This window comes from Bacillus sp. FSL W8-0629 (assembly GCF_038593225.1).
Lineage (GTDB): Bacteria > Bacillota > Bacilli > Bacillales > Bacillaceae > Bacillus > Bacillus altitudinis.
In genome coordinates this window covers 1,019,397-1,045,415 of sequence record NZ_CP151975.1, presented here as the reverse complement: position 1 = coordinate 1,045,415, position 26,019 = coordinate 1,019,397, and the positions used below count along the sequence as shown (strand labels likewise).

Genomic DNA, 26,019 nt, shown 5'->3' with positions numbered 1-26,019 from the left:
AATCACGCACGTTTTTGTTTAGAACCTGTCTCATGTGGCTCCATCATAGCATGCCCTATCTGAAAAAGCTTGAGTGAAAAAAATGATTATGCTGTTCAAAAATCGGAGAAACTAACTATAAAAAAGTGAGTTGGAGGTTCATCATGAAGAAAATCCTTGCAGGAATTTTGATCTTTGGGCTTTTACTGATTACCTTCTTTTATGTGTTCAGCCGGACAAGTGACATCTTCGATGAAAATCGAGCAGAGAAATTATTGCTTTCACCGACGAACCAGTCCATTTCTTATGAAATAGATGATAAAGATACAACTGAGGATCTAATTGAACAATTAAACAAAGGGAAACAAACAAGCAGCCATCTCAAAAAGAATGTAAAGAAGCCAGATTATATCGCCAAGGTCATGTTCGGACGGACAAATGGCACTTCTTTTCAGCTATGGACCAACCGCTCTCAAGTTGTTTTTTTAGTAGACGGCACCTATTATGAATTAAATCAAAAACAGTCAAATTCCTTTCGAAAACAGGTACAAGAAGCGATTCAAAAAGGAGCCTCTTCATAAGAGACTCCCTAGATTGTTGACAAAGGGATAAAATGAACTTGATTTTACCCCCTTGTCTTCTTTGCAGCGTGATAGAAAACCTTTGCAGTCTAGGAGGCGCGGAGCGAATGTGAACCAAGCACGCAGGACTGACAAAGAATGCGAGGGTTTGTCTACACGCTAAGGAGCCTCCTCATAAGAAGAGACTCTTTTTTTATTTACTTGTTTCTGCTTGGTACTTATCCTTTAGCGCTCTTCTTAAAATTTTACCAGTCGTGTTTTTTGGAATATCATCAATGAAATGGATCGTTTGGGGCTGCTTATATTTCGCCAAATAGCGTGAACAATGTGTGATGATGTCTTCTTGATTGATGTGAGCATGTTTCTTAGGGGAAATGTAACAGACAACAGCCTCTCCTGTGTTTGGATCTGGCACACCGATGACAACGGCTTCTGCTACAGCTTCATGTTGATAAAGCACTTCTTCTACTTCTCTTGGATAGACATTATACCCGCCAACGAGAATCATGTCCTTTTTTCGATCGACGATATAAATATATCCGTCTTCATCTCTTCTCGCCAAATCTCCTGTGTACAGCCAGCCATCTTTCAGTGCTGCTTCTGTGTCTTCTGGCATTTGATAATAGCCTTTCATAATGTTTGGCCCTTTTGCAATCAATTCTCCGACTTCGTTTGGTCCAACTTCCTCTCCAAGTTCATTCACGATCTTATTTTTCACATTCATAATATCAGTTCCGACTGAACCTGGTTTTCTTTTTCCATCAAGGGGATTGAATGCCGTCACTGGGGAAGCCTCTGACAATCCATAGCCCTCTAACACCGTGACACCGAACTTTTCTTCAAAACCGTGAAGTAAAGCAACAGGCATGGACGCACCGCCTGATATACAAATCCTCACCGACTTCATCGCTTCCTCATGACCGTCCTGACGATATAAATAGTTATACATGGTTGGAACACCAACAAATAGCGTTGGTTTTTCTTTCTCCATCATTCGTAAAAGCTCTGATGGGCTGAAATGCGGCAGGACATAGATGGTCGCTCCATGAATCAAAGGGGCATTCATACAGACGGTCAAACAAAACACATGGAACATCGGCAAAGCAGCAATCACCTTGTCCTTTTCATCAATTGACAGGTACTCCGCAATGTCTCTTGCATTTGAATATAGGTTAACATGAGTGAGCATTGCCCCTTTTGGTTTTCCTGTTGTGCCAGATGTAAATAAAATAACGGCCGTATCGTCAGGTTGTATGACAGGATGCTCAGTTTCCGGCGCATCTCCAGACACAAGCTTTCCGAAGAAAACAAGACGATCAGATACTTCTTTTAAACTTGACCTGCACGCAGATTCATTTTGTGCACAAATAATGACTCGTTCAATAGCTGGAAGCTGTTCATACACCTGCTCGTATATCGGCAGAAGCTGATCCGGTGCAACAATCCCTTTTACATCACCAGTGACCAGCATATAGCCGATTTCACTTGGCGTGTATGTTGGATTGACAGGTACAACAACAAGTCCTGCCTTTAATGCACCAAAAAATGAAATCACAAAATGCGGTGAATTTCCTAAAATCAGCGCGATATGATCTCCCGCTTGAAACCCTTCGCTCACTAAACCATCTGCAAAACGTTCGATACTTGTCATCAGTTCTTGATAGGTCCACTTGTTCCCTTCAAAGATCAGTGCGACGTTCTCTCCCTTGGTCATCGCAGTCTGCTCAAGATTTTTGATCAAATCCATTCTCCCACCCCTTATACTTCATCAATGAATGAATAGCCATTCATTTTATGACCAAACATTCCTCCTTTCTATTATAATAGACAATCGAAAAAATTCACAAGATCAAATGTAAACCGCTTTCATCTCTTTCATTAGAAAAAGCACCGCTATCTCTAGCCGTGCTTGTCCTTGCTTAATAAATCAAATCCAGAAAATCTTCTTTTGATACGTTACCAAAATAATGGCGCATATCCATGTCTTCTAATACATCACTAATGGTTTTGCGATCATATTGCTGCCCAATGAGTCGTTTCTCAATATCAGCAATATCCCCTACACCGAAGAAGTCACCAAAAATTTTGCAGTCTTGAATGATGCCTTTTTTCACTTCTAATCGAAGATCAATCGATCCAGCTGGAAAACGCTTAGAGTGCTGCAAGTTAAACTTAGGTGAACGGCCGTAGTTCCATTCCCATTTTTGGTATCGATCACGAGAAATCTCATGAATCTTCTCCCAATCCTTTTCTGTCAGCTGATACTCAGGCACGTCTCCGTTCGTGTCAAAAATATAGCTTAAAAGAATTTTTCTAAATTCTTCCGTTGTCATCTTTTGATCCATCAGTTCACTAATATTCGCAACCCTGCTTCTAATGGATTTAATGCCTTTTGATTCGATCTTTTCTTTCTTCACATTTAATGCCGAGACAACATGTTCGATTTCTGAATCAAATAATAGGGTGCCATGACTGAAGATACGTCCTCGTGTAGCAAATTGAGCATTCCCCGAAATTTTACGCCCATCTGCCATGATGTCATTTCTGCCGCTTAATTCCGCTTTGACGCCAAGTTTTTCAAGCGCTTTGATGACTGGCTCGGTGAATTTTTTAAAGTTATGAAAGCTGTCCCCATCGTCTTTTGTAATAAAACTGAAGTTCAAGTTTCCTTTGTCATGGTAAACTGCACCACCGCCAGATAACCTACGAACGACTTTGATGCCATTGTCTTCCACATATTTTGTATTGATTTCTTCTATTGTATTTTGGTTCTTTCCAATAATAATGGATGGCTGGTTGATGTAAAACAGCAAATACGTTTCTTCTGGATCTAAATATTTTAAGCAATACTCTTCAATTGCTAAATTAATCATTGGGTCATAATGTTGCTCGTTATCGATAAACAGCATCTCTATCTTCCTTCCTTGTTCCATCTAAGCCCTGATTGGGCAAGCTGTATATTGCCAGTATATAACGCCTGTGCTTCATTGACTAGGTCTTTATGCCGACCGAAATGAGGCAGATGGGTGATGATGAGCTCTCCAACATTTGCTTCACTTGCCAGCTTCCCTACTTCAGTGCTGTTCATATGTCCTGCACCCGATCCGTCTTGTCCGGCGTAAAAGTTGCTTTCGGCAATAAGTAAGTCTGCATCCTTGCTAAAAGGGATAAATGCATCTTGATAGCTGGAATCAGCTGTATACACCACCACAGCCTCATTTGCTTGAATTCTCATCGCATAGCATTCTGCCGGATGAACCGTTTTCAAAAAATCAATTTGAAATGGTCCAATTTGAATGCCCTCTTCCGGGTGATAAGGTTTTGTCTTTGTATGTACATCATCAGAGAGCCGCTGAAATGCTGCTTGATCCCCGGTATGTCCGTAGATCGTCAGCGGACCACTGCTTTTTCCTAAATGATAACCCACTAGCTTCGCATATTGGAGAGGTCCGATATCTGCAACATGATCGTGATGATAATGAGAAAGGAGTACAGCATCTAGTTCTTCTATATCAATGTATTGCTGAAGCTTTGACAGAACTCCGCTCCCGCAGTCGACAAGCAGACGAAAACCATCTGATTCAAAAAGATAACCTGATGTGGCTTCACCAGCTGCTGGAAATCCTCCGTAGCAGCCAATCACGGTTAATTTCATCGTCATATTTCCTCCTTTTCAAAAAATCCCCTTCTTACAATATACCCATTTTTCATAAAAAAAGCATTCTTCTTGCCTATTGTTACAAAACAGATTGACAATTATCAATCTGTTATAATACAATGATAACAATAAAACGTATTGGAGGATGACAAATGCTAGGAAAAATCACTGAGTTTTTTAGAAATTTGCCTTCAAAAAAATGCACAAAATGTGGAAATGATTTAATGGAACAGCACGAGTGTTACGGTAATGAATGTGAGGAATGCTCACAAGTAAGTTATCTTAAATAAGGGAATAAATAGAATAAAAAAGCACTTTTTCCCTCCTTCGTCAGTTGGAGTCAAAAGTGCTTTTTATTTTTTCTGAAAAATAGGTAAAAAGGTAAAACCCTTGGTACAGAAGGGTTTTTTAGTATTTTCATATGATGACTTTTAGTTCGGAAGGCACTGTTTATTGACTTAAAACAACGAAGGGGGTTCGAAGTGTCCATTTTTTCAAATAATTTTGTATTTTCTTAATATAATTTAATCGTGGACGAACCTCTTTAATTTTAGTTATACTTTAATTCATATATTAAAACTTAATATAATGGGAATATTCCTTTAATGAATATGTTAGGGAGGAAATCTATGAAAAAATTAAAATTTGGATTAGCAACTCAAATCCTAATCGGTCTTATTCTCGGTGTCGTGGTTGGTGCGATCTTTTTCGGTAACCCTGGTGTTGAGACATATTTAAAACCAATTGGAGACTTCTTCTTACGACTCATTAAGATGATTGTCATTCCGATTGTCGTATCTAGCTTAATTTTAGGTGTTGCAGGTGCGGGTGATGGTAAAAAAGTAGGGAAGCTTGGTTTTAGAACCATTCTTTATTTTGAAATTATCACAACGTTTGCGATCATCCTTGGTCTTGTGCTTGCGAACTTTGTTCAACCAGGTGCAGGCGTTGACTTTGGACATACAGAAAAACAGGATATTAGCCAGTATGTTGAAACGGAAAAAGAACAAAGCAGTAAATCAGTTGCTGATACGTTCCTTCATATCGTTCCGACGAACTTCTTCCAATCATTGGCGGAAGGTGATTTGCTTGCGATTATTTTCTTCACTGTATTATTCGCACTTGGCGTTTCAGCGATTGGTGAACGCGGCAAACCAGTGCTCGCCTTCTTTGAAGGTGTGTCACATGCGATGTTCCATGTCGTCAATGTTGTGATGAAAGCTGCACCATTTGGTGTGTTCGCGCTCATTGGTGTGACAGTATCAAAATTTGGTCTTGAATCTCTTGTTTCATTAGGTAAGCTCGTAGGTCTTGTTTATTTTGCGCTCGCTCTCTTCCTTATCGTTGTATTCGGAATTATTGGAAAGATGATTGGCGTCAATATTTTCAGATTTCTTGCTTACATGAAAGACGAAATGCTTCTCGCCTTTAGTACATCCAGCTCTGAAACAGTTTTACCGAGAGTCATGGATAAAATGGAGCGCATCGGGTGTCCAAAAGGAATTGTTTCTTTTGTTATCCCAATTGGTTATACGTTTAATCTGGACGGCTCCGTCTTGTATCAAGCCATTGCGGCGCTTTTCTTAGCGCAGGTATATGGCATTGACCTCACGATCGTACAGCAGCTCACACTAATCCTTGTATTGATGGTGACATCAAAAGGAATGGCTGCCGTTCCTGGTACATCCTTTGTTGTATTACTTGCAACACTTGGAACGATCGGTGTTCCTGCTGAAGGTCTAGCCTTTATTGCAGGTGTTGATCGTATCATGGATATGGCAAGAACCGTTGTCAACTTAACTGGTAATGCACTTGCAGCTGTCGTGATGTCTAAATGGGAAGGGCAATATGACCCTGAAAAAGGACACCGCGTGATGACTGGACAAGATGTACCTGAGCCAACACAACTTTCAAGCTAATCAAAAAGAACCCCGCAATCGGGGTTCTTTTTTTATACTGTGATTAATTTGCTTTGAACATAGTGGTACAGAAGATTGGCTGTATGAATCAATGAGTCTTCATGGGTTCTTTCAAAGGCATGCGAAGAGTCAATGCCAGGTCCAATCAGTCCATGAATGATATCATGCCCTGCTCGAATCGCTGCTGACGCATCTGAACCATAATAAGGGTATATATCAAGGCGGTAATCGATCTTATTTGCCTCAGCTAATGCGGCTAAATGTTTGCGCAGACCATAGTGATAAGGACCGCTAGAATCCTTCACACATATTGACACACTGTATTCATCAGTTGATTGACCGTCACCGATGGCTCCCATATCAACAGCCAAATATTCCACCGTTTCTTCCGGGATATTCGAGTTCCCACCGTATCCGATTTCTTCATTATTTGAAATTAAGAAATGTGTCGTATGCGGCAATGTGATGTTCTCTGTTTGAATGCGGTGAATCAATCTCAGCAACAACGCCACACTTGCCTTATCATCAAGGTGTCTTGATTTAATAAAACCTGAAGACGTCACTTCCACTCTAGGATCAAATGAGATAAAGTCTCCTACTTGAATGCCGAGTGCTTGCACATCGTCTGCATTTTTCACTTTCTCATCTAAGCGAATCTCCATATTTTCTTGATTTCGCTTCGCTTTTCCAGCATCCTCATATACGTGAACGGACGTTTGATGCATCAGAATGGTACCTGTGTATGTACGGCCTGTTACTGTTTCAATTTCACAATACTCGCCTTCTATCGAGTTATATTGAAAGCCTCCAATGAGTGCAAGACGCAGCCGGCCATTTGATTTAATTTCTTTGACCATCGCACCGAGCGTATCGACATGTGCTGTCAGCATGCGGTGTTCCTTGTCATCTGTTCCTTTTAGGGTGGCAATTAATCCGCCTTTTCGATTTCGCTTCGTTTCAATATTTAAATCTTGTAAAAAACGTTCGACAAAGCCAATCACTTTCTCTGTATTTCCTGATGGACTTGGGATCGACACAAGCTTTTGAATAAGCTGAATCGTTTCATTTACTTCCGTTGTCATTCGGCATATCCTCCTTCATCTAAAAGAAATTCTTTCCAAGCATGCCTTTTTTCAGCATCCTTCTTAAAATATATCGCTTCGGGTTCCTGATGTCTAATTTCTAATAGAAAAACCTTTCTCATGAAAGAGAAAGGTTTTTTTGATTATGCTTCTTCTTGTTTCATTTTTCTTATGTTCCAAGCAAAGTATGCTGTTGTTGCAGCCATCATGATGATGGCTACTGTTCCAAGAATCGCTGCTTGGTGCCATAAATAACTGTTATCACCGCTTGCAATGATCGTTCTAAATCCGTTGATGGTATACGTCATTGGAAGCAGACTGTGAATAACTTGGAAGAATTTTGGTACAAGCTCAAGCGGGAATGTACCCGCACTTGCTGCAAGCTGAAGAACCAAGATAATGACGGCAATAAAGCGTCCTGGGTTCCCCATCGTCGTCGCAAGAAGCTGAATGATCGCTAGGAATGTCAGACTGACGATGATCGCAAAGAGATAGAAGCGCCAGAGGCTTTCCACTTCAAGTCCAAGTCCAAAGATCAGCATGGAGCTTGCAATCACTGCCTGCAAGATACCGACTAAGAGAAGCACACTATATTTGCTGACAAACCATTCAAACGCATTTCTAGGGCGTCCTGCAGGATCTTTCATTGGGAATACAACAGTCAGCATAAGAGCTCCAACAAAGAGTCCCATTGATAAAATATATGGTGTGAGCCCTGTTCCATAGTTATCAATTTTTTTCGCTGTATCATTCTCTGTTTTGACTGGGCTTGCAATCATATTGTAGTTGTCCTGCCCCGCATCAATGTCTCCTGTTTCATCTGCAGCGCTTTTTAGCTTATCAGAAAGCTTTCCAGTTCCACTTTTTAAGTCACCTAATCCTTTATCAAGGGATTTTGACCCTTCAGCCAGTTTAGATGAGTTGCTTTGGATACTCGCTGATCCACTTTCTAGTTTATTCAATGCTGCACTAAGCTGGCTTGAACCATTTGCCAGTTTATCCGCACCACTTTTCGCTGTATCAAGCTTTCCATTTGCTGTTTGCAGGCCATCTTGTAATTTCCCTTGGCCCGTTTGAAGCTTCAGTGCACCTTGATACAATTTATTCGTACCAGATGTCATTTGATCAATCGCATTTTGTATGGCGACTGTCGATGTATACAGCTGTTCTGTTTTCTCTGGCAGCTGCTTGACTTGCTGTAGCTGTGCTTTTGCAGATGCAACCGCAGACTGAACTTCACTTGCGTCAGGCAGTTCCTGCAGCGCCGCTAAGCTTTGCTCAAGACCAGACAAATCAGGCAGTTCGATTGTAGGAAGACTGTCTAGCTGGTCCATTGCCGCCTTTTTCTCTTCATCTGTCATCGAGCTGTTTTGAATAATACTTTTTACTTTTGCATCTCGATTAGATAATGCTTCTTTTAAAGAAGCAAGTTTGGTACTGAACGTTTTTGCATCTTCTTTCACCTGATCAATCTTAGGCGCCATCTTTTCAAGGTTCGCTAATTCAGGTGAAGACAATACTTTCTCAACAGCAGCGATTTTTTCTGAAAATGACTGTGCTTTATTGTTCAGCTGCTCAATGCCTGCTGTGAATTGCGGCATTTTAGAAGAAAGCTGCTCATGTCCTTCACGGCTTGTGTTTAACCCTTCGGTCAATGTATCAATTCCTGTGCCAAGTTCACCAAATTTCTGATCAATCGTTTGATAGCCTGTTAAGAGCTGACCAAGACCGCTATCAAGAGATTGAATTCCAGTGTTCAGTTCACCCATTTTTCCTGCAAACTGATGAACACCTTCGCTATACGTTAACGTTCCTTCTGCCAATTTCGCCAGATTGTCTTTTAACTTTTGGCTACCGTCTTTTGCGCTTTTTGTTCCGTCATCAATTTTCTTCGCTCCATCGCTTGCTTGATCTAATCCTTTTGCAATCGTTTTGAAGTTATCAAAGATGACCTCTGCATAATTTTCTGTGACTTCCTTTGAAACCGAATCTTTTAATTTGATAATGGCGTTATTCGCAATTTGAGACGCAGCATAGTTTGCGCCTGGATTCGTATAATATTTCAGATTCGATTTTTTCGGATGTTTGTCTAGTACTGTACTCGCATTTTTCGAGAAATCTTTCGGAATCTCGACGACGAGATAATAGTCTTCGTTATTTAACCCCTTGATGGCCTTTTCTTCACTATCAACAAAATGCCATTTAAAACTATCGTTTTTCTTCAATTCCTTCACTAAATCATCGCCCACTTGAAGGGTTTTGCCGTCATAATGACTGCCTTCATCCAAGTTGACAACCGCTACAGGTAATTGATCAACTGTACCATATGGATCCCAGTAAGCTTTTAAAAATACACCACTATAAATCAGTGGAATAAATAAGACAGCTAAAATCGGGATCAGTAGTTTTTTGCTCGTCACAATGTCTTTCCATTGATTCCGAATTAAATTCATTGCTGTTTTCCTCCCATTGATGAATGACTAAATTAAGAATTCGGTCATTTGAACTCAAAAAAAATTATGTTGTTGCAGACAGTCCTTTTAGTACATAAAGCTCGAGCGATTCAGCGACCTCTTCTTTTGTTAAAGGCTCATATCGCTTTTCCCAGTCAAAAATAAGTGCAATATATAGTTTCACCATCACAAATGCCGTCAATTCAGGATCACAGGGCTTAATGTCGCCTTTTTCAATCGCTTCTTTTACTTTTGTTTTAATATAGCGAATGATCATCTGCTCCATTTTTTCAATCATTTCTTTCACTGCTGATGTGCCAAGCTCCGCATTTTCCTGAAAGATTTTAATTGTAAGCTGGTGGTTTTTTCGAAATTCTAATATTGCAAAGAGTGCTAAATGAAGGTTTTCTGAGAAACTATTCTTCTCATCTATTGCTTCATCTGCAATTTTCCTCATCTCCATTAACAGTGATGTGAAAATTTCATCGAACAGCTCTTCTTTGTTTTTGAAAAAAGTATAAATCGTTCCTTTTCCAACGTTGGCAAGCTTTGCTACAAGGTCCATTGTCGTGGCTTTATACCCGAACTGGGTAAATGCCTTTGTTGCTCCATCTAAAATCATTTGTCTCCTATCAACACTCATGATCTCACTCCCAAAATGACTATTTGAACGTTTCGGTCATTAAGTACAGAAAGTAATATACCACATCCTTTTCCTCAGATGCAACAACTTTGTTCAATTTTATTATTCACCACTCTTTTCTAAACATACGAACATGAAAAACTCCCTTTCCATGACAGAAAAGGGAGTTTGTTTTTTATGAAAATAGATAAGATACAGCTTCTGAGATGGCAGCTTTCCCTTGATCAATACAATCAGGAATCCCAACACCTTCAAATGCAGCACCCGTGATATAAATACCAGGATATGATTGCTTAAACGTTTCTCGCATCGTCGAAATCTGTTTTTGATGACCCACATGATATTGCGGCATGCTTGTTTTCCAGCGAGTCACTGTCGTCAGCTCTGGATCTGCTTTAATATCCATGATTTTCTTCAAATCCTCCAGCACGATGCTCACGATTTGATGATCAGACTGTTCGACAATTGATTCATCGCCAGCTTTCCCAACGTATGCACGGAGCAATGTTTTTCCTTTAGGTGCAGTGTGAGGCCATTTCTTATTTGTCCACGTACATGCTGTAATGGAGAAATCACTATTTCTTGAGATGACAAAACCAGTACCATCATATTCATTGTGAACATCCTCTTCTTTAAATCCGAGTGCAACTGTTGCAACAGAAGTCGATGTCATGTCATGCAAGTATTCAAGCCCTGCTTCTTTTGGAAACATGGAATAGATCGATTGGTGAGGAGTTGTCACAATGGCAGAATCTGCAAAAAGCGTTTGACCGCTGTCTAATTGAACGCCATAGCCTCCCTCGGCTTTTTCGATCTGGGTCACTTTTGTCCCTTTGTAAATCTTCGTCAGCTTGAGTTTACTTTCGACCGCTTCAACAAGTGCTTGCAGCCCTTGATTGATTGTCTGGAACTGTCCTTGCTTTTTCGCTGTCACTTGTTGCGCTTTTGCATGCTGCTGTGATTTTTTCATCCCAAGAATCAAACTGCGATGCTTCTGTTCTGTTTGATAGAACTGCGGGAAGGTAGACATTAAGCTCAGGCGATCAATGTCACCAGCATAAATGCCTGATAGTAGCGGTTCAATTAAATTCTCCACCACTTCATCACCCACACGTCTTCTAAAAAATTCCCCCAGAGACTGATCTTCTGTCTGTTTGCTTTTTGGCAAAACGAAATCCATCGCTGCACGTGCTTTTCCGGCAACTGAAAAAAGCCCAGTTGTAATGAAAGGACTGATTTGAGTTGGAATGCCCATGACAGCCCCCTTTGGCATCGGATGAAGGGTTTCATTGACTAATACATACGCTTGCCCTGTTTCATTATTGACGAGCTGATCAGATAGGCCAACATCTTTTGCCAGCTGGGGTCCACTAACCTTTCTTTCTAAAAATGAATCGGGTCCACGTTCAATGATATAACCGTCTTTATATAATGTTTGAATTTTTCCACCTAGCCTAGGACTCGCTTCAATAAGAGATATTTGGATAGGAAGGCCTTTTTCTTCAATTTCCTTTTCCAAATAGAAGGCGGCGGCCAAACCCGTGATGCCACCGCCAATGATGACAAGGTGTTTTTGATTGTCATGCATAGGATCGCCTTCTTTTATATGATTACTTGCTTTCATTAAGCTTCTTTAATACGACTGCTGCCAGTGCATCAATAAATGCTGGTTTCGCATTTGGCATTTCTGGACGATAGTAGGCTGCACCAATTTCATCCGTGACGACTTTACATTCATAATCATTGTCGTATAACACTTCAAGGTGATCAGCGACAAATCCAACAGGCACGTATACAAATGTTTTATAGCCTTTTTGCTCAAATAGGTCACGCGTGAGATCCTGTACGTCTGGTCCAAGCCATGGATCAGGCGTATTGCCTTCACTTTGCCAGCCAATTTCATAATGCTCAATTCCTGCACCTTCAGCAATCATTTTTGCAGATTGTGCAAGCTGATCAGGGTATGGGTCCCCTGCTGCAATAATTTTTTCAGGAAGACTATGTGCAGACACAATCAGCACTGCTGAATCTCTTTCTTCCTGACTCATGGATGCATACGTCTCTTTCACTTGTTTCACCCAATAGTCCACAAACTTCGGTTCATCGTACCAGCTTTCAACAGAAGTAATGTTCAGATGGCCAAGCTTTTCTGCTTCATCTTGTGCACGTTTGTTATACGATTTCACACTAAATGTGGAGAAGTGCGGTGCAAGGACAATACTCACCGCTTCTGTGATGCCATCTCGGTGCATGTCAGCGACTGCATCTTCAATGAAAGGCTCAATATGTTTTAACCCAATGTATACATGAAATTCAATCTCGTCTTGGATCTCATTCAAATGTTCACACAAACCATTTGCCTGCTGTTCTGTAATTTTTGATAAAGGAGAAATGCCGCCAATTGCCTTGTAGCGGTCCTTTAAATCTTGCAGCATCTCCGGCTCTGGCTTTCTGCCTCTACGGATATGTGTATAGTAACGTTCAATGTCTTCTTCTTTATATGGGGTGCCATATGCCATGACAAGTAGCCCCATTTTCTTTTTCTCCACAACCAACACTCCTTCAGATCATTTGAAATCATTTAGATGGATGTCTTTTTATGTTTAGCTGAATAATCGTGAATAAAATCTGTCAGCTTCTTTAACGTGTCTGGTGAGACATCAGGAAATACCCCGTGACCTAAGTTAAAGATGAATTGATCTGATTTCATCCCTTGATCTAAAATCGCTGCTGCTCTTTCTTCAATCACTTCCCAAGGAGAAAGTAAAATCGTTGGATCAAGGTTTCCTTGTAACGTTTTTGTTAAGCCTTCTTTTCGCGCTTCGTCTATACTCATACGCCAATCCAGTCCAACGACATCAAGCGGCAAGTCATGCCAATCTTTGGCCAGATGGCTCGCACCGACACCATACATAATCATTGGTACGTTTTCAGACTTCAGCTCTGTGAAAATACGCTGCATGACAGGCTTAATGAACGTCCGGTAATCTGCTGCATTTAAAGCGCCAACCCAAGAGTCGAAGATTTGAAATGCTCGGACGCCTGCTTTTACCTGAGCGCGTATGTATGTGATCGTCATATCGGCTAATTTATTCATCAAAAGCATCCATGTCTCTGGCTCACTGTACATGAGCGCCTTTGTTTTATGATAATTTTTAGATGGACCGCCTTCGATCATATAGCTTGCCATCGTAAAAGGTGCACCTGCGAAACCAATCAGCGGAACATTCAACTGCTCCTCTGTTAACAGCTTGATCGTATCAAGCACATACGGCAGGTCTTCTTCAGGATGAAGCTCTCCAAGACGCTGGATATCTGCCTTTGTCCGAATAGGCGAGTCAATCACTGGTCCAATTCCATTTTTAATTTCAACATCCACTCCAATAGCTGGAAGCGGAGTCATAATATCTTTATATAAAATAGCGGCATCTACACCATATTGTTCTACAGGAAGTCTTGTTACGTAAGCACATAGCTCTGGCTGATGCGTAATTTCAAATAGCCCGTATTTTTCTTTAAGGGCACGATATTCAGGCTGCGAGCGTCCTGCCTGTCTCATATACCAAACCGGTACATGGTCTGTTTTTTCCCCTTTGCACGCCTTTAAGAACGTGTCATTAAAAGCCTTCGTTTTTCCCATTACCTTTCATTCCACCTTTCGCCTCACACTCTCTTTGTATAAGGCTCAAACACTGCTTTTACTATACCGCTTTTTCAAGGCTCGGTATACTAAAGCGGCTCAATGTTCAAAAAATCGCCGAATATTAACGTCCAAAAGCCTCTGGCTTGATATAAGCACTGCCTTCGCCTTCTTCTTGTGTTTGAGTATTGTATGGAACAACCTTATATTGCGCATCTGAAAACACATTTGCATACGGCATTGTGTAGCTGTTAGTTCCTGTTACAGAATCGATCAGGGTCTCGCTTCCATTTCTTTTTTCATAAATACGATATTCAACGCGTTTGTCTTCCTGTTCATCCCATGACAGCTCCAATGTAAAGAGCCCTTTGATTTTAAATGCATAACGTGCTTCAAAGCCTGACAGTCCTTCTAAATGGATTGGCGATTGAAGTTCTTTAATTCCCTCTGGTTTTTGGAAGGTTTCATTGGTTATTTGGGCTGTCGTTAAAATATCTTTCATTAACTGCACTGGATACTGACTGCCGCCAGTTAAATAATGACTGTTATCCGTTTTGTCATACCCCATCCAGATTGCCCCTGTTGTACTAGGCGTGTAGCCAGCAAACCAAGCATCTTTCGATGCCCCTTTGACACCGGAATACGTAGTTGTCCCTGTTTTACCAGCCAAATCTCCAGCGTATGATCCACTCTGAGCGGTTCCGCCTTTGACGACCTGTTGAAGCATTCTTGTCATATTCCAAGCATTTTGTACGCTAAACACTCGTTCTTCTTTGTTTCGATTTTTTTCAACGGTTTCTCCATCATCATTCGTGATTTTCTGAATGAAGAACGGCTTTTTATAAACGCCTTCATTTGCAAATGTATGAAATGCTCCAGCTATCTGCAATGGAGAAACCCCTTTTTCTAGACCACCAAGCGCTATGGCAAGTCCTTTATCCGAAATATCCATCCCCATTTTCTCAAGATAGGATTTAGACGTATCGATGCCAAGCTGGCTTAACGTCCATACGGCAGATGTATTTTTACTTTTCATGAGAGCCTCTACCATCGTGACCCTGCCCTCGTACTGTCCATCGTAGTTCTTTGGAGAATAGCCGTCATAGCTTTTTTCCTTGTCCTCAAGCAGTGAATACGGTCTGAATTTTTTCTCCTGCATCGCTGGACCATATACTGCGATCGGCTTAAAGACAGAACCAGGCTGTCTAACAGCTGTGACTCTGTTATAGCCTCTTGCCTGATATTCTCGTCCGCCTATTGCTGCTTTTACACCACCAGATGCGTTGTCAATAAACACAGCGCTGCCTTCAGGTGACCCGCTTTTTCCCGGGAAATAACGATTGTTTTTCATTGCATCATAGGCAACTTTTTGCAAATTCATATCGATTGGTACCGTAATGGTATAGCCGCCTTGAAGCAATTGTTCATGCGAAATCGAATACTGTGATTCTGCTTCTTTAATCATGAGATCTACATAACTGTCCACCCAAGGGGTTTCTGATTTCTTTTTTAAATGAATACCAAGTGTTCTTCCTTTTGCTTCAACTGTTTCTGTAGAAGACAAATATCCTTGTTCATTCATTAAATTCAGGATGGTATCCCGTCTTTGTTTATTTTTATCTGGGTGTAGAACAGGGGAATACGTTGAAGGTGCCTTTGGCATGGCAGCAAGTGTAGCTCCTTCACTGACAGTGAGATCTTTTACATCTTTACTAAAATAGTAATTGGCTGCTGCTTGGATCCCATAGACGCCATGACCAAAGTAAAGCTGATTCAAATACATTTCAAGCAGCTTGTCCTTTGAATAATCTCTTTCTAAATTGATCGCAATAATGACTTCTTTTGTTTTTCGAAGAAACGTTTTATCATTTGTGAGAAAGATATTTTTGGCGAGCTGCTGGGTGATGGTACTGCCGCCTTCTACCTTTCCACCTGCTAATATATCTCGATAAACCGCCCTTGAAATCGATTGTGCATCAATTCCGTGGTGCTCATAAAAGCGCTTGTCCTCTACAGCAACAAAAGCTTTCGCCACTTTATCTGGGACCTCTTTTAATGACACAGGGTCCCGATTTTCTGAATACATGCTTGTGAGTTCTTTTCCATTCTGATCAATGATTTTCGAGGAAGCGTGAAAAACGAGCTTCTTCTCATCTATGACATAATGTCCTAAAAATAAAATGGTCAGATAGCCAATAAATGAAAGCACGATTGTACTTCCTGCAATGACTAATGGAATGATTATCTTCTTTTTCTTCAAATTAGGTCACCTCATTCCTTTATACGGATAGTATGGGATGTATTGCTTCATAATATGTTTTATGGATTGACTACCAAAGAATTATATATCATTCTTTTGTTATACTATCAAGCAGGAGGCGGTTTAGATGAATTTCTATATTACATATGGAACAGCAGACTTTTTGCAAAAAATCGCAAAAAAACATCATCTTGAAAATCTGCTTTATACGGTCGGTAAGGAACAAGCAGCTCTTTTTCATGAAACGGAGGGTGAGACAGTCTTTAAAGCACCCCATGCCTATGATGTGATTTATACAAAAGGTGAGCTCGTCCAATCTGGCTTTGTCACGCTGAATCATATCCCTGTAAAGCTCGAAAGCAGAGCACTTTTTGAATCCACCTTTCAGAAAAAAACAAACATGTCAGAACACCAGCGCGGCTTTCAGGCGCTTCGTGTGTTAAGACCAAAAAAGGATGAAGAAGTATACTTGATATTGACCCTTTGGGAATCTGAAGACTTATTTCAAGACTTTCAAGAGTCAGAAGCATTCTTTCAGCCACACGAGGATACTGGCTCCATCTTCTCTCGTCCTGCCTATCTGACATCCTATCATGCCGTCATAGACCATTAAGGAAGTGCTGCTTTTCGCACTTCTTTTTTTCATAAAAAAAAGCCCTTCTGCTGGGCTTTCAACACTTATCTCTAAGCTCGTACCGATGAATGATTGGCTGAAGTACATAAAAATTCAGCAAGATCCACCCTAATAAGATTGGCCATTTGAGCATAGGTGAAGCACCTTTCATCTGAATAAGTAGTACCAACAGTGGAATCAAACAAATCATCAAAAAGCTCATCTTCGAAACGAACGTTTCTTTGATTTGATGCCGGCAGCTTGGACAAAGCATCATTCTCGTATGCGATAAATGAAATTTTTCGACGAAAGAAAATGCTTTTGAACAATTTGGACAGCTTCCCAATGCCACTCCCCCTTTTTCAAGCTTCATACTTAACCTTCGACTTTTATGTAAAATGACCTTTTCTGTCATTCTCGACATCCTCTTCTGTTGAAAGATTCTAACAATTACCATACAATCAGTAAAAGAGCCTAAAGGAGGTTTTCGGATCAATGACAGTATCCACTTTACACAAAAGGATCAATGAACGTCTTGATGAACATTATGAGGAAATGGTTGAAATTAGACGCCATCTCCATATGAATCCAGAACTTTCTTTTCAGGAAGAGGAAACCGCTGCTTACATCGCTCAATATTATGACAGATTACATATCCCAACACGCACACATGTAGGCGGACATGGTGTACTCGCTTTTATTGAAGGAGCTTCCCCTGGACCGACCATTGCACTGAGAGCTGATTTTGATGCACTTCCCATTCATGATGAAAAGGATGTACCTTACCGTTCAACAAAACCTGGCGTCATGCACGCATGCGGTCACGATGGCCACACAGCAACACTTCTCGTCTTAGCGAAGATCTTACATGAGCACCGAGATCAATTAAAAGGAAAAATCGTCCTCATTCATCAACACGCTGAAGAATATGCCCCCGGCGGTGCGAAACCAATGATTGAAGATGGCTGTTTAGACGGTGTTGACGTCATTTTCGGCACCCACCTTTGGTCCTCAGAGCCATGCGGCACTGTTCTTTATAAAAGCGGGAACTTTATGGCAGCGGCCGATCGTTTCTCTATTCAAGTGCAAGGTAAAGGCGGACATGGCGCACAGCCGCACCTGACGAAAGATGCCGTACTCATCGGTTCACAAATTGTAGCCAATCTTCAGCAGGTCGTGGCCCGTAAAGTCAACCCGATTGATTCTGCGGTGGTATCTGTAGGGGGATTTGTCGCTGAAAATGCCTTTAACGTCATTGCAGATTCGGCCGTGCTAACAGGTACTGCACGTTCCTTTGAAGAGAGTGCACGCCATATCATTGAACGTGAAATTGAGCAGGTGGTGAAAGGTGTCTGCCACATGCACGATGCCTCTTATACTTATGAATATGTAAGAGGCTATCCTGCAGTCAAAAATCACCCTGCACCAACTGAATATATAGCAGAAATAGCCAAACAGACAGAAGGAGTCACAGAAGTAAAAGAAGCCGAAACCCAAATGGGCGGAGAAGACTTTGCTTACTACCTTCAGCATGTTCCTGGTACTTTCTTCTACACAGGCGCTATGCCAAAAAACAGCCAAGATGTGTATCCACATCACCATCCGAAATTTGATATTAACGAAAACGCAATGCCTGTCGCAGCAAAGGTACTCGCTCATGCCGTCCTTTCCTACGATGAATAAAAAAAAGCCGCTGCCACCAGCGGCTTTTCTATTTCGATTCTTTCAACACTCTCAAGTGAAACACATGGCGTGCGACTTCACCAAGCTGTCCTGTCAGCTGATGATTTGCCACCCCACCAACAGCGGCACCGACCACAGGCATTAATTGAAACAGCTTCACAAGGTCAATATAATCTCGATATTCCTGCTGAAAGCTATACCAATCCATTTCTTCCCGGGTTGTTTCCCATTCTTCAATGAGTTTCATCATTTTTTGACGGTGTGCACTGCTTGAAAAGGCGAGTTGAAAAATACAAAGCAAAAAGAGCCTTTCCTCTTTTTGAGACAAATCAAATCCATATATACAAGCAAGCTCATATAGACATTTCATTTTAATACTCAAAAGGAGAGGGAAATCCGCCATTCCGAGAAACAATCCACCCGCACCTGTGCCAATTCCTTCAATCGCAGCGGCCTTTTGATAATATGTCACCTTTTCCTTTGCCAGCTCATTTCGCTCTACAATAGACAATTGTTCATCAATGACTGTAAATGAAGTAAAATGGCTTCCTGATACGGTGGATTCAACCATTGTTTTCACCGCACTTGTGATGACTTGATGAAATCGAGCAGGGATTCGGCGATTCACTTGCTGCTGAACGCCTTTTGAAAACCGCTCGATCTTGGATGGTTTTCTTAAAAAACGCATTTGAAAAAAAATGGCCTCTTCATACAGTTCCCGTTCAGCTGCATTCATCCCAGTTCCCTCCTTGGTGACATCATACACACGCTGTAAAAAATGCTTATCTCATCTTTTTTAATCTGCTTTGTACGTAAGGCTTGAATAGGACAAGCACAAATACCAATGAAATGAGAAGAGCAAGTCCGCTTCCCTTCCATCCACCTGCTGGGAAAACGGCGGAGCTCAGTACAATTGACTGGATGATGAGTACATTTCGTACGAGAATAAAAAAGCTTCGATCTTTTTCTTGCTGAGACACAGGATAAAGTGCCTGTAACGACAGATGAGCAAAATGCTTTGTTAACGGGACAAGCTGTACACCTGTGATAAAGACTGTAAACAAGACAAGTAATGCCCCCACCCAGCCTGCTGCACCTGTATACAAGAGGATGAGCACAAACACGACCGTTAACCTAAACACAAGACCAAAATAGTCATTTGAACGTAAAAACGCCCTCACATACATATAAGAAAAAGCTTTACGCTGTTCATAAGGGACAAACTGCAAGACCCAGTCCATATACGCCCTTCTTTTCACTTGTTTCTTTAAATGAGGGACATCCGTAAATAAGTTTGCCAAGCGGTAAAAACGCTGTTTTCGTTTTAGCTCATCAGAAATATGCAATTCCCATTGAAAGGGCTGTTTTTTTACTGCATTTGTTAGATAAATGAGATAGACAGCATATAAAAGATAAAAAACAATGGCAATGGCATAAGCTGCTTGTAAAACGGTATACATTAACATTGTATTGAGCAGAAAACGAATCACTGCATCAATCCATCTGACATGTTTCCCTTGAAAATAAGTGATTCTCCATTGAATCGCTGTATTCAGACCTTTTATTAAGATCATTTGCGCCAAAATGAGCACATATAGCATCAGATCGCCTGAGGAGACAGCCGAATATAGCGGAAGTGCAATAATGGACACGGCAATCAAAGGAAATAACTGAGAAATGAAGCTAAAGTTAAACGCTTGTTTTAAATAAGGGTCCATCTTAGCTTCCAAAGGAAGCATAAACACAAGATCTGCCTCTTTGATCAACGTTCGCACGTAAGAACTAGTCAGTACCAATGAGAAAACAACTGCCATGACCCAATAGGATGGGAAGTGAGCTGGAATATGCTTCAGCCAATTACTGTACCAGCTCGCCCCGCCTGCAAGGAAAAAAATGAGCACAATCACAAGATGATCGTTGAACATATATTTTAAATATTTTCTTGTTTCTTGTACGTGTTCTTCTAATCGTGATTTCCAAATGGTTTGCGTTGTTTTACTCATAGCTTTCTTCCTTTGTTAATTCCAAATAAAGATCATCGAGTGTCGCATCTCTCATGTTGAACTGTTCTCTTAGTTCTGTCAGTGTTCCTTTCGCTCTAATTTCCCCTTCATGCAAAATAATAAAGGAATCACAATAACGTTCCGCTGTGGCTAAAATATGCGTAGACATCAGAACACTTGCGCCATTTTGTTTCGCCGCATTCATACGTTCTAATAGTGCGTTGATCGCAAGCGGATCAAGCCCTAAAAACGGCTCATCGATAATATACAACTCTGGCTCCACAAGAAACGCACACATAATCATCACCTTTTGCTTCATCCCTTTAGAAAAATGAGCAGGGAACCATTTCAATCGCTTCTCCATTCGGAATTCCTTCAGCAAAGACGGCAGACGTTCTTCTAATTGTTCTTTTGAAAGGCCGTAAGCCATCGCTGTCAGCTCTAAATGCTCTTTTAACGTTAATTCTTCATATAAGACAGGTGTCTCTGGAATAAACGTAAATTGTGAACGATACGCCTCTTGATCTTCTTGAAGGGTTCGTCCGTTTAGCTCAATGACCCCTTTATGAGGTTTCATTAATCCAATAATATGACGAATGGTTGTACTTTTTCCCGCCCCGTTTAAGCCAATGAGACCAACGATTTGGTTTCTTTCTAATTCAAATGAAATATTTTTCAGAACGGGATTCTTTGTATATCCACCCGTTACATCTTTTACAGTTAGAAGGGACATCAGTTCGTTCCTTTCTTTCTTTTTTCCTTTATAGTACCAAAAACGAAAGACAATTTGAAATGTTTACCTATAGACAACTCATGAATAAAACATCGGCATACTGGTCATCATAATGTATGTAGAAGAAATGAACTTGATGACCAATACGTAAATGAGGTGTTTGTTAAAGGCAATAACCGCATGACAAATTGGTTTTTCATCTAAAAACCTTAGCTTCTGTTTTGCTTCACTGATTCTTGATTTTTGTGTCCTATACAAATATGTATACGACGAACCAAAACGTCAAATGAGGTGTTTACGGCAGAAATAGCAGGCATATGAATTCTTTATTTCAGTAAATAGAGAATTCAAAAGGCATATCAAATGAAAGCATCAGCATTTCTTCTGCAGGAGCAGGATGAGCGACCAAAGGAGTTCGCTTGTCCTGTTTTCTTTTTTGCTTCTTTTTGTGATACGATAAAGGAAAAATAATGAGGAGTGACATGGCGTGAGCGACTGCATTTTTTGCAAGATCATTGATGGAGACATTCCATGTGCAAAAGTATATGAAGACGAGCATGTATTGGCTTTTCTTGATATCAGCCAAGTAACAAAAGGACATACCCTTGTAATCCCGAAAATACATAAAGAAAACATTTATGACATGACACCAGAAGTGTCTAATCATTACTTCCAAGCGATTCCAAAAATCGCTAGAGCCATCAAACAGGAATTTGAACCAATTGGTTTAAACCTTCTAAACAACAACGGTGAAAAAGCCGGGCAATCTGTGTTCCATTACCATATGCACATCATTCCACGTTATGGCAAAGGCGACGGCTTTGGTGCCGTATGGAAATCTCACCAAGATCAATATACATCAGAGGATTTAAAAGACATTTCTTCTGCCATCCGTACGCGCCTTACCTCATCTTAATTGATGAGGTTTTTCTTTTTTTCACTTCTTTTCTGTGCTTATCCTCTGAATCGTAAGATATTTAGGACGATTCAAATTTTTTGTCCAAATGCTTCAAATTTGTGATAGGATGGTTTTATCTTTTGATACATTAACGCGAGAAATAGGGAGAGATTGTGATGAAGCGAACGACGAATTTTAATGCTGGTCCGGCGGCGCTGCCGCTAGAAGTGCTTCAAAAAGCACAGGAAGAACTTGTTGATTTTAAACAAACCGGGATGTCTGTGATGGAACTTTCTCATCGCAGCGGTGAGTATGAAGAAGTCCACAATAAAGCGAAAGCACTCTTGGTAGAATTGATGGACATTCCAGAAGATTATGAGGTCCTCTTTTTACAAGGCGGGGCAAGTCTTCAATTTGCAATGATTCCGATGAACTTCTTACATGAAGGCGAAACGGCTCATTTCATCCAAACAGGTGCTTGGTCAGAGAAAGCCTTGTCAGAAGCAAATGGGTTTGGTGAAACATCAGTGTTTGCCTCAAGTGAAGACGACAACTATTCGTATATTCCAGATGTAGATGCTTCCGTTTTAAATGACGGTGCTTACTTGCACATCACATCGAACAATACCATTTTCGGTACTCAGTGGAAAACGTTCCCGAACACGTCACTCCCGCTTATTGCCGACATGTCCAGTGATATTCTCAGCAAAAAAATAGACGTGTCTTCATTTGATTTCATTTATGCCGGGGCACAAAAAAACCTAGGGCCTTCTGGTATCACGATTGTGATCGCGCGCAAACGTTTATTAGAGAAAGAAAAAAGCGGCACACCTAAAATTTTAAAGTATTCAACACATGCCAAAGCCAATTCTCTTTATCACACACCACCGACTTTTGCGATTTATATGCTATCCCTTGTCCTGGAGCATGTGAAACAGGCGGGCGGTGTAGAAGCAGCAGAAAAACGCAATGAACAAAAAGCAGCGCTTCTGTATGATACGATTGATCAAAGCGGCGGTTTTTACAAAGGACATGCACGTGCTGACAGCCGTTCACATATGAATGTCACGTTTACCCTTCGTGATGATGCACTCACTGCATCCTTTGTGGAGAAAGCAAAACAAGAACAAATGGTTGGACTCGCCGGCCATCGTTCTGTTGGCGGATGCAGAGCCTCGATTTACAACGCCGTCTCTATAGAAGACTGCCAAAAGCTTGCGGACTTTATGAAAAAGTTCCAGCAAGAAAATGAGTAAAAAGGCTTTTCTATCGTGAAATAAATTTGTTATAATAACGAGAAATATAAAGTCATGACTCTTGCAATAAATGATCAGCCATATTATTGGAGAGTTCTAAGAGCTTAGCAGAGGAGAGCATAGAAATGAAAACAAAAGAATTAGTGATTATGTCATTGCTTGCAGCAATGGGAGCTGTTTTGCATACGATTTTCCCGCCCATCTTTTTCGGAATGAAACCTGATATGATGCTGGTCATGATGTTTTTAAGCATCATCCTTTTTCCGAAGGTACAGCATGTCATTGTGATCGCCCTAGTTACTGGGGTCATTTCCGCTTTGACAACAGGTTTTCCAGGCGGACAAATTCCCAATATGATTGATAAACCGGTGACAGCCTTTATCTTCTTAGCCCTTTTCTTATCTTGCCAGAAGATCAAGAACAAAGTCGTTCTGACCGCTGTACTCACCGCTGTTGGGACCGTCGTATCGGGCGTGATTTTCCTATCTGCCGCTTTACTGATTACTGGACTGCCGGCTGCGTTACCAGCACTTCTTGTAGGTGTTGTCCTGCCAGCAACTGTGATCAATACGATAGCTATGGTATTTGTCTTCCCGATTGCTCAGTCCATATTAAAGCGCGCAAGAATGATTGAAGTCGCTTAACGAATAACTGAACCTCTTCATTAGATGAAGAGGTTTTTTTCATGCTTTCATGCTTCTATAAAAGAAAAAGGGTAAGTAGCAAAATGGAGAGCGAAATCCCTGCACCTGCCGCACACACAATTGCTTTTTGTCTTAATACATGTTTTGGCGGATAAGACCCTGCATACCCAAGCTGCCTTACATAATGAATAGAACCACCTGCGAAAATCACACACATACACGTAAAAACGAACAGAAAGACAGACAACCTTCTCCCCTCCCTTTTCTTCAAAAGTATGCTAAAATAAAGCAAGCTATGTATGGAAGTTCAATGAAGCTGATCGTCAGCTCAGAGAGAACATGCGAATGTGTAAAATTTGACTAGAGGTGATTGGAATGGCTAGTGGACGTTCTTTATTAACAGGATTATTTGTAGGCGGTCTCCTCGGAGGTGCGGCAGTGCTCCTGACGACTCCCTCTTCTGGCAGAGATGTACGCGGAAAGATGAAAGACGGCTATGACAAATTCGAAGATACGCTGACAAGATTAAAAAGAGATGGACAAGCTTTAAAAGAGCAGATTGTTGAAACCGCAAAAGAAAGTGCTGAGGTCATTAAAGAGGTCGGAACTGAATTGCAAACATCCATTCAGCAATGGCGCGAGGAAATCAAACCTCATCAGCAGGACTTACAAAAGGAAATTCAGGAAATTGAGGAAAAGCTCAAACAACTGGAGAAAACCTTACAAAACTAATATACTCACAAAAAAATATTCGTTTACAAAAGTGTGCGGGGTGCGTATCCCGCACTTTTTTTGTTGAAAAAAGGTTATTTTGTCAATGTTTTTCATGACTTTTAAAAATTCTTGAATTTTCAGCTTTATTAATCTTTATTTTATTGGCATAATAGAATTACAAGAAAAAGAGAAGTAGGTGAAATGGATGAATCATTCGGAACAGCCTTTCGATGTAAAAGAAGCACTTTTATTCAGTCAAAGAATGGCCCAATTGAGCAAAGCTCTTTGGAAATCCATTGAAAAGGACTGGCAGCAGTGGATCAAACCGTATAACCTAAATATCAATGAACATCATATTTTGTGGATTGCGTATCAATTAAAAGGAGCTTCAATATCAGAAATTGCAAAGTTTGGCGTCATGCATGTATCAACGGCGTTTAACTTCTCTAAAAAATTAGAGGAAAGAGGATTTTTAAAATTTTCTAAAAAGTTAAACGATAAACGCAATACGTATATTGAACTAACGCCAAAAGGCGAAGAGACATTCCATAAACTACTCGAAGATTACGACCCGGCCCGAACTGGTATTGTCAAAGGCGCACAGCCGCTTCATGACATTTACGGAAAGTTCCCTGAAATTTTAGAAATGATGTGTATTATCCGAAACATTTATGGTGAGGATTTCATGGAGATTTTTGAGAAATCGTTTTCAAACATTGAGAAGGACTTTTTGAATGAACGTGGGAAAGTCACGAAAAAGCCTGAAGAACTTGAAGACTCAGCAGAGGAAAAAGCGGCTAAAGCAAATCAAATTGTTTAATGATCTTTATAAATTCATTCATTAACGGCTGAAACAGCCCTTGATCATGCAAAGCAAAAATCGTCTCATGAACATCCAGCTTTTCAATTAACTGTCCCGCAAACAGCGCAAGGAGATCGTCGAACATGACGTAGCCTTGTGCTTTTTGCTTGTCCATTTCATCTGAGAGCTCAGCACAAATACGCTCAATGTCCTTTGCCTCTTCTTTCGATACACGCTGCCGGATCAATAGCGCATAATATGGATAACGGCTCATATCTGTCGCCGTCAGTAACAGTTCCATATAATATTCGAGCTGGCTCATTCGTTCCTCAATACTCATGTACGTTCCCTCTTTCTCTTAGTCACTCTATTTTAGCCGAAATTACTCATTGACGAAAGAGACGAACCTCCCTCTTATGTCTTTTTTTCTTGAAAAACCCAAAGTTTCCTCTCTTTAT

At 40.8% G+C, this 26,019-nt stretch carries 25 protein-coding genes; 10 read left to right on the top strand and 15 right to left on the bottom strand.

The features are described from left to right. The first annotated feature begins 143 nt into the window (after nucleotides 1-143). Nucleotides 144-560: a hypothetical protein gene (locus tag NSQ17_RS05280; RefSeq protein WP_041093021.1), complete on the top strand. Its 417-nt coding sequence runs from the start codon at nucleotides 144-146 to the stop codon at nucleotides 558-560. A gap of 193 nt (nucleotides 561-753) precedes the next feature. On the opposite strand, the gene NSQ17_RS05275 is transcribed toward NSQ17_RS05280, so the two are convergent. The 3 genes from NSQ17_RS05275 to NSQ17_RS05265 all read right to left on the bottom strand — a co-directional run bounded on the left by NSQ17_RS05275 (nucleotide 754) and on the right by NSQ17_RS05265 (nucleotide 4,215). Continuing rightward, complete coding sequence (locus NSQ17_RS05275; protein WP_035392511.1) at nucleotides 754-2,307, bottom strand: fatty acid--CoA ligase family protein; 1,554 nt, start codon at nucleotides 2,305-2,307, stop codon at nucleotides 754-756. A 172-nt stretch (nucleotides 2,308-2,479) separates the two neighbouring features. Further along, nucleotides 2,480-3,469, bottom strand: coding sequence for a lipoate--protein ligase (locus tag NSQ17_RS05270; RefSeq protein WP_008348846.1), 990 nt, complete (start codon nucleotides 3,467-3,469; stop codon nucleotides 2,480-2,482). Between the two features lie 2 nt (nucleotides 3,470-3,471). Further along, on the bottom strand, nucleotides 3,472-4,215 hold the full coding sequence (locus NSQ17_RS05265; RefSeq protein ID WP_045034874.1) for an MBL fold metallo-hydrolase: 744 nt from the start codon (nucleotides 4,213-4,215) through the stop codon (nucleotides 3,472-3,474). Nucleotides 4,216-4,370: 155 nt separating this feature from the next. On the opposite strand from NSQ17_RS05265, the gene yhfH reads away from it, so the two are divergent. Then, nucleotides 4,371-4,508: a protein YhfH gene (gene yhfH / locus NSQ17_RS05260; RefSeq protein WP_008359029.1), complete on the top strand. Its 138-nt coding sequence runs from the start codon at nucleotides 4,371-4,373 to the stop codon at nucleotides 4,506-4,508. A 339-nt stretch (nucleotides 4,509-4,847) separates the two neighbouring features. After that, nucleotides 4,848-6,137, top strand: a complete 1,290-nt coding sequence (locus NSQ17_RS05255) for a cation:dicarboxylase symporter family transporter (RefSeq protein ID WP_008348850.1) — start codon at nucleotides 4,848-4,850, stop codon at nucleotides 6,135-6,137. A 32-nt stretch (nucleotides 6,138-6,169) separates the two neighbouring features. Here the strand turns inward: NSQ17_RS05255 and NSQ17_RS05250 are convergent, their stop codons facing one another. From NSQ17_RS05250 to NSQ17_RS05220, 7 genes are all read right to left on the bottom strand, one after another. Further along, nucleotides 6,170-7,219, bottom strand: a complete 1,050-nt coding sequence (locus tag NSQ17_RS05250; RefSeq protein ID WP_024720001.1) for a M42 family metallopeptidase — start codon at nucleotides 7,217-7,219, stop codon at nucleotides 6,170-6,172. A gap of 143 nt (nucleotides 7,220-7,362) precedes the next feature. Next, complete coding sequence (locus tag NSQ17_RS05245) at nucleotides 7,363-9,672, bottom strand: YhgE/Pip domain-containing protein (RefSeq protein WP_039167547.1); 2,310 nt, start codon at nucleotides 9,670-9,672, stop codon at nucleotides 7,363-7,365. 64 nt (nucleotides 9,673-9,736) lie between these two features. Further along, a complete protein-coding gene (locus NSQ17_RS05240; protein ID WP_007497184.1) occupies nucleotides 9,737-10,315 on the bottom strand; it encodes a TetR/AcrR family transcriptional regulator in 579 nt (192 codons plus the stop codon). 175 nt (nucleotides 10,316-10,490) lie between these two features. Continuing rightward, nucleotides 10,491-11,903: a protoporphyrinogen oxidase gene (hemY, locus tag NSQ17_RS05235; RefSeq protein ID WP_008348859.1), complete on the bottom strand. Its 1,413-nt coding sequence runs from the start codon at nucleotides 11,901-11,903 to the stop codon at nucleotides 10,491-10,493. Nucleotides 11,904-11,925: 22 nt separating this feature from the next. After that, nucleotides 11,926-12,864, bottom strand: a complete 939-nt coding sequence (hemH, locus tag NSQ17_RS05230) for a ferrochelatase (RefSeq protein WP_017366949.1) — start codon at nucleotides 12,862-12,864, stop codon at nucleotides 11,926-11,928. A gap of 32 nt (nucleotides 12,865-12,896) precedes the next feature. Beyond that, a complete protein-coding gene (gene hemE / locus NSQ17_RS05225; protein WP_025207037.1) occupies nucleotides 12,897-13,955 on the bottom strand; it encodes a uroporphyrinogen decarboxylase in 1,059 nt (352 codons plus the stop codon). A gap of 124 nt (nucleotides 13,956-14,079) precedes the next feature. Beyond that, a complete protein-coding gene (locus NSQ17_RS05220; RefSeq protein WP_342467920.1) occupies nucleotides 14,080-16,215 on the bottom strand; it encodes a transglycosylase domain-containing protein in 2,136 nt (711 codons plus the stop codon). A 127-nt stretch (nucleotides 16,216-16,342) separates the two neighbouring features. Between NSQ17_RS05220 and NSQ17_RS05215 the strand changes: the two genes are divergently transcribed. Both NSQ17_RS05215 and NSQ17_RS05210 read left to right on the top strand, forming a co-directional pair. Then, on the top strand, nucleotides 16,343-16,828 hold the full coding sequence (locus NSQ17_RS05215; RefSeq protein ID WP_007497177.1) for an antibiotic biosynthesis monooxygenase: 486 nt from the start codon (nucleotides 16,343-16,345) through the stop codon (nucleotides 16,826-16,828). Between the two features lie 495 nt (nucleotides 16,829-17,323). Beyond that, on the top strand, nucleotides 17,324-18,511 hold the full coding sequence (locus NSQ17_RS05210) for a M20 family metallopeptidase (protein WP_144678957.1): 1,188 nt from the start codon (nucleotides 17,324-17,326) through the stop codon (nucleotides 18,509-18,511). A gap of 28 nt (nucleotides 18,512-18,539) precedes the next feature. Here the strand turns inward: NSQ17_RS05210 and NSQ17_RS05205 are convergent, their stop codons facing one another. From NSQ17_RS05205 to NSQ17_RS05195, 3 genes are read right to left on the bottom strand one after another with little or no spacing between them, the layout of a single operon-like run. Continuing rightward, nucleotides 18,540-19,247, bottom strand: coding sequence for an EcsC family protein (locus NSQ17_RS05205; protein ID WP_024719995.1), 708 nt, complete (start codon nucleotides 19,245-19,247; stop codon nucleotides 18,540-18,542). 46 nt (nucleotides 19,248-19,293) lie between these two features. Then, entirely contained in the window at nucleotides 19,294-20,514 is a 1,221-nt protein-coding gene (locus tag NSQ17_RS05200) for an ABC transporter permease (protein ID WP_135009088.1), read from the bottom strand. Next, on the bottom strand, nucleotides 20,507-21,247 hold the full coding sequence (locus tag NSQ17_RS05195; RefSeq protein WP_008348877.1) for an ABC transporter ATP-binding protein: 741 nt from the start codon (nucleotides 21,245-21,247) through the stop codon (nucleotides 20,507-20,509). The genes NSQ17_RS05200 and NSQ17_RS05195 overlap by 8 nt, the downstream gene beginning before the upstream one ends. 487 nt (nucleotides 21,248-21,734) lie before the next feature. Between NSQ17_RS05195 and NSQ17_RS05190 the strand changes: the two genes are divergently transcribed. From NSQ17_RS05190 to NSQ17_RS05180, 3 genes are all read left to right on the top strand, one after another. Next, nucleotides 21,735-22,163: an HIT family protein gene (locus NSQ17_RS05190; RefSeq protein ID WP_039167561.1), complete on the top strand. Its 429-nt coding sequence runs from the start codon at nucleotides 21,735-21,737 to the stop codon at nucleotides 22,161-22,163. Nucleotides 22,164-22,321: 158 nt separating this feature from the next. Beyond that, a complete protein-coding gene (gene serC, locus NSQ17_RS05185; RefSeq protein ID WP_039167563.1) occupies nucleotides 22,322-23,401 on the top strand; it encodes a 3-phosphoserine/phosphohydroxythreonine transaminase in 1,080 nt (359 codons plus the stop codon). A 125-nt stretch (nucleotides 23,402-23,526) separates the two neighbouring features. Continuing rightward, nucleotides 23,527-24,045 carry a tryptophan transporter gene (locus tag NSQ17_RS05180; protein ID WP_342467919.1) on the top strand — a complete coding sequence of 173 codons (519 nt, stop codon included), beginning with the start codon at nucleotides 23,527-23,529 and terminating at the stop codon, nucleotides 24,043-24,045. A gap of 55 nt (nucleotides 24,046-24,100) precedes the next feature. Here the strand turns inward: NSQ17_RS05180 and NSQ17_RS05175 are convergent, their stop codons facing one another. After that, the gene (locus NSQ17_RS05175; RefSeq protein WP_008348888.1) at nucleotides 24,101-24,292 is read right to left on the bottom strand and encodes a hypothetical protein; all 192 of its coding nucleotides are present in this window, start codon (nucleotides 24,290-24,292) and stop codon (nucleotides 24,101-24,103) included. A gap of 128 nt (nucleotides 24,293-24,420) precedes the next feature. Here NSQ17_RS05175 and NSQ17_RS05170 point away from each other — a divergent pair, with 128 nt between their 5' ends. Together NSQ17_RS05170 and NSQ17_RS05165 are read left to right on the top strand one after the other, a co-directional pair. Continuing rightward, nucleotides 24,421-24,777 (top strand): YtxH domain-containing protein, encoded by a 357-nt coding sequence (locus NSQ17_RS05170; RefSeq protein WP_007497160.1) that lies wholly within the window; start codon nucleotides 24,421-24,423, stop codon nucleotides 24,775-24,777. A 187-nt stretch (nucleotides 24,778-24,964) separates the two neighbouring features. Then, nucleotides 24,965-25,579, top strand: coding sequence for an HTH-type transcriptional regulator Hpr (locus NSQ17_RS05165; RefSeq protein ID WP_008348891.1), 615 nt, complete (start codon nucleotides 24,965-24,967; stop codon nucleotides 25,577-25,579). Here NSQ17_RS05165 and NSQ17_RS05160 read toward each other — a convergent pair. Next, entirely contained in the window at nucleotides 25,557-25,901 is a 345-nt protein-coding gene (locus NSQ17_RS05160; RefSeq protein WP_007497157.1) for a YhaI family protein, read from the bottom strand. The genes NSQ17_RS05165 and NSQ17_RS05160 overlap by 23 nt on opposite strands. Between the last annotated feature and the right edge of the window lie 118 nt (nucleotides 25,902-26,019).